Origin of the sequence: Streptomyces sp. NPDC091371 (assembly GCF_040684275.1) — a bacterium.
GTDB lineage: Bacteria > Actinomycetota > Actinomycetes > Streptomycetales > Streptomycetaceae > Streptomyces.
The window spans coordinates 1-4,596 of record NZ_JBFBFP010000102.1; the positions used below are offsets into that span (position 1 = coordinate 1).

The following is a 4,596-nucleotide window of genomic DNA, read 5'->3' on the forward strand; positions in this document are numbered from 1 at the left end:
GGTGTGTTAACTGCACCAATGACTCTGTTAGACCTACGCCACGAGCTGATCGAGGGCCGGGCCGACGTGCCCCGCATCGGTTCAGTGATCGAGCTGGAAACCATTCCCTGGTACGCCGTCGTCGGCCCTGACGAGACCGTCGTCGCCCCCGTCGTCCCGTACCTCCGCGGCCTGATGCTGGACGACAACCGTCCGCCGACCGCGAAGAGCTACGCCTACGACCTGCTTCGCTGGCACCGGCTGCTGTGGTTCCTGGAGGTTCCCTGGGACCGGGCCACCGAGGCGGACGCGTCCGCGCTGGTCGGATGGCTCCGCATCGCCCCGAACCCGCAGCGCCGCCGCAGCAACCCGGACGCACCGCGGCCCGGGTCGGTCAACCCGAGGACCGGCAAGCCCTACCTCCGGGCGGGTTACGCGCCCTCGACGATCAACCACTGCCTGACTGTGGTCAGCGGCTTCTACGCCTACCACCGGCACTACAACCGGGGTCCGCTGGTCAACCCGGTGCCGGAGTCGCTGGCCATGCGCCGGGCCCTGGCCCACCGGGCTCCGGATGGCGAGGTCCAGCCGTTCCGCCGGGCACGGCTCCGCCAGAAGGTCCGCAGGTCCGATCCGCGCTCGATTCCGGACGCGATGTGGGACGAGTTCTTCGCCGGCCTGACCTGCGACCGGGACCGGGCGGCCGTCCTGCTCTACGTCTCCAGCGGCTCGCGGGCCAGCGAACTCCTCGGAGTGACGCCGGGAGACATCAACTGGCCCAAGCAGCTGATCTGGGTGGTCACCAAGGGCACGGACGATCGCGAGGCCATCCCGGCCAGTCCGCAGGCCCTGACCGTCCTGGCCGCCTACCTCGACCACATCGGGCTGCCGCCGGCCGACCAGCCGGTCCTTCGCACCCGGCGGGGCCCGGACCGGCCACTGACCTACTGGGCGATGCGGCGGGTGATCCAGCGGGTGAACGACAAACTCCGCACGAACTGGACGCTGCACGACCTGCGGCACACCGCCGCGACCCGGATGGCGAACGACCCGAACCTCACGCTCGCCCAAGTCCGCGCGATCCTGCGACACACCGATCTGGCGACCACGGGCCGCTACCTGAACGCACGGGTCGAAGACCTCTTCGACGCCTTGCAGGCCCACTACAACCGGCCGCGGGTCCAGCGGTCCTTCGCACCCGGCTACGACCCCGAGGACGTCAAGGCGGTGTTCGGTGCCTAGCCGCACGACGGTGGAGACCTATACGGTCCGCAACCGGCGCCAGAACTACGAGGAGACGCACCGGGCGAAGGAGCCGTCGCGGTTCACTAGGGCGGCGACGAAGGCGGCCCCGGCACCGCGGCCTGAGAAGCCGCCGGCGCCGTTCGGGGACCTTTCGCGGGCCGGGGTCGTCGAACTGTGTGCTCTTGCCCGGCATGTCTGGCCCGGGCAGACACGGTCCGGGGCGGAGAAGCGCCGGGCTGGGGTTCGGATGCTGTTCGGGCACCTGGCCACGCTGCCGGGGGAGACCTGGCAGGAGCGATGGGAGGCCAGCGGGTTCGACGACGAGAATGCCCAACCGGTCGGCATCCTGGGTCGTCCGGACGTCCACTACGACAGGAGCAACCTGACGTCCGCGTTGCGGATGGCATTCGCCGCGAGGATCATCCAGCCCTCCCTTTCGGGGTTCCGGGCCAACAAGTTCATCGACTACGCCGACCCGTTCCGGCAGGTCCAGAAGGACCCTGGCCTGGATGAGTTCTTCAGGATGGTCGACTCCGAGCACAAGCTGACGGCGGTGCACCGACACCGGGCGAAGTTCGACGTGACCTGCGCGTTGACCACCCAGGGCATCGCCCTTGAGGACCTGACGCAGTCGGCCCTGCTGCACTACTCGCTGGAGAACAAGCGCCTGGGCGTCACCCACGGCGCGAACAAGGACACCACCCGCTTCGCGGCCCTGGGCGCCTGGGAGATCCTCCACAAGATGGGGCACTTCCCGCCGGGATCGCCGCCGACCTTGCGGACGTTCATCTACGACGGCCAGCGGACGATCGAGGAGCTCGTCGACCGCTACGCGATCAAGAACCAGGACGTCCGGCAGCTGCTGATCGACTACCTGACCCGGCGGAGGTCGGACACCGACTACATCACCGTCGAAGGACTCGCCCGCCAGCTGGCGAGCCTGTTCTGGTCGGTGATCGTGGAGCTCAACCCCGGCCAGAAGGACCTGAACCTCAGCCCGGAGGTCTACGACCAGTGGCGGGCGGAGATCCAGTTCTGGCGCAAGGACGGCAAGGCCGACCGCAGCCGGCTCCGCCAGGACACCGCATCCGTTCTGCTGGCGGTCCGCGGCCTCTATGTCGACCTGCACAGCTGGGCCGTCGCCGAGCCCGAGCGGTGGGCCCACTGGGTGGCTCCCTGCCCGGTCCTGCCGCGGGACCTGAAGGGGTTCGGCAAGCGCCGGCGGGAGATCAACCGGCGGATGGCCGACCGCACCCGGGTCCGGCAGCCCCTGCTGCCCGTCCTGGTCCGGCACGTCGAGGAGCGTCACGAGCGGCTGGCCGCCCTGCTGGCGGCCGCCGAGCCGGTCCCGCTGGGCGGCGCGTTCGAGCACGACGGCCGCCGCTACCGGCGGACCGACTCACGTGAGGACCGCCGGCGGGCGAAGATCCTGGCCGAGCCGACCGTCCGGGTGATCGACGAGGCGACGGGTGAGCTGACGCACGTGTCGATGGCGGAGGAGGCGGCGTTCTGGGAGTGGACGGCCGTCGAGGTCCTGCGGCACAGCGGGATCCGGGTCGAGGAGCTCGCGGAGCTGAGCCACCTCAGCATCCGGCAATACGAGCGGCCGAACGGCGAGGTCATCGCCCTGCTGGTCGTCGCTCCGTCGAAGAGCGAGCGCGAGCGGGTCATCCCGATGTCCGCCGAGTTGTTCCACGCGGTCGCCCAGATCATCCGGCGCCAGACCCGCGGCGGGCAGGCGATCCCGCTGCTGACCCGCTACGACCCGCACGAAAAGACCTGGTCAGAGCCCATGCCGTTTCTCTTCCAGCGGCAGCTCGGGACCGTCCGCGGCGTCATCGCCCCCGGCACCGTCCTCCACATGATCGGCCGGAGCTGCGAAGAGATCGCGGCGAGCAACCCGGCGTTCGCCGGCACAAAGTTCACCCCGCACGATTTCCGCCGGCTCTTCGCCACCGAGATCGTCAACGGCGGACTGCCGATCCACATCGGCGCGGCCCTGCTCGGGCACCTGAATCTCCAGACCACGCAGGGCTACGTCGCGGTCTTCGCCGAGGACATCGTCCAGCACTACCAGAAGTTCCTGAACCACCGCCGGGCCCTGCGGCCCGAGGGCGAGTACGTCGACGTCACCGCCGAGGAGTGGGACGAGTTTGAGGAGCACTTCGACAAGCGCAAGGTCGAGCTCGGGAACTGTGCTCGCCCTTACGGATCACCCTGTCAGCATGAACACGCCTGCATCCGATGCCCGATGCTGCAGGTCAACCCCAAGATGCTGCCGCGGCTGGCCGAGATCGAGAAGGACCTGATCCTCCGCCGCAAGCGGGCCGAGGAGGAACAGTGGCTTGGCGAGATTGAGGGCATCGACATGACCTTGACCTTCGTCCGCACCAAACAGGCCGACGCAGCCCGGGGCGCCCGCAGAACTACCGTTTTGCTCGGCATGCCCGGCCCCCGTCACTCGAACGGGTGAGCGTCGCCGCATCCCAGGCCTGGCGACCGGCGATTCGGGAGCGATGTCGGAGGGTCGTGCTCTACTGGTGAGGGGGCGGTCAGTCCCGCACCAACAGGCATATATGGGGGGTGAGTTAGTGTCGTCCATGCTTGATGTCCTTGTCACCGGAGCCACGACCGGCGCGGTCGTCAGCGCAGTGGCACGCGGGTTTTTGGCGTTGCGGATCGGGCGGCGAGAGGCTGCCCGCAGTCGGCAGCGAGGGATCATCGTCGAGCTGGCTCGTGGTCTGCGGGCCGGGGAGGCCCCGCGTGACCTGGGCCGACTCGGGGGGTCGGGCCGGTGAACCGAGACCGTGGAGATCAAGAACTTCGGGACTTCTACGAGCTCCTGATGCGGCGGGCCGATCTGGACGGTCCCGACCAGGCCGCACTCCTGGAGGCCTGGAACGCTGAGCAGCAGCGCAAGCACGAGCGACTGCAACGGGCAGATGATTGGAAGCGGCAGCGTTTCGAGACCGTGATGGGCTTCTTCGCCCTGCTCGCCCTGCTTGGCGCCACCGTCTGGCTGGCACAGAACGGGCAGGAGTGGATCGCAGTCGTTCTCGCTGTCCTGAGCCTGGTGGTGGTTGGCAAGTTCCTCGGCCGGCCCGTCACCGCCTCGGAGGCGAACCTCGTCGGTTCGGCGGTCACGGGCGCGTTTCGTGGTCTTCGGCAGAATCTGACTGGTGCGGCACCCCAGCCCGCGCCTTCCGTTGGCTCGCCGCCGACCACTCCGCCAGTTCTGTGAGGGCAGTGCGAAGGCCGGGACGCAGAAATCTTCGTCCCGGCCTTCGCCGCATCTCAGTGATTGCTCTCTCGACTAGTTCCGGCACCAAGCGAGACCTCGAAGGGTTCCCTGCTTGATTTGGTGCAGAGAAG

At 68.7% G+C, this 4,596-nt stretch carries 3 protein-coding genes; all 3 read left to right on the forward strand.

The genetic code is table 11. From position 1 onward, the window contains the following. The first annotated feature begins 18 nt into the window (after positions 1 to 18). The 3 genes from AB0O21_RS40255 to AB0O21_RS40265 all read left to right on the forward strand — a co-directional run bounded on the left by AB0O21_RS40255 (position 19) and on the right by AB0O21_RS40265 (position 4,465). On the forward strand, positions 19 to 1,221 hold the full coding sequence (locus tag AB0O21_RS40255; RefSeq protein WP_365180933.1) for a tyrosine-type recombinase/integrase: 1,203 nt from the start codon (positions 19 to 21) through the stop codon (positions 1,219 to 1,221). A gap of 250 nt (positions 1,222 to 1,471) precedes the next feature. Then, the gene (locus tag AB0O21_RS40260) at positions 1,472 to 3,697 is read left to right on the forward strand and encodes a tyrosine-type recombinase/integrase (protein ID WP_365180936.1); all 2,226 of its coding nucleotides are present in this window, start codon (positions 1,472 to 1,474) and stop codon (positions 3,695 to 3,697) included. Between the two features lie 321 nt (positions 3,698 to 4,018). Then, on the forward strand, positions 4,019 to 4,465 hold the full coding sequence (locus tag AB0O21_RS40265; protein ID WP_365180938.1) for a hypothetical protein: 447 nt from the start codon (positions 4,019 to 4,021) through the stop codon (positions 4,463 to 4,465). Positions 4,466 to 4,596 lie beyond the last annotated feature (131 nt).

Bases quoted from the DNA above. Each gene is read 5' to 3' on its own strand.
- AB0O21_RS40255 (WP_365180933.1), top strand. From the start codon at position 19: ATGACTCTGTTAGACCTACGCCACGAGCTGATCGAGGGCCGGGCCGAC.
- AB0O21_RS40260 (WP_365180936.1), top strand. From the start codon at position 1,472: ATGCTGTTCGGGCACCTGGCCACGCTGCCGGGGGAGACCTGGCAGGAG.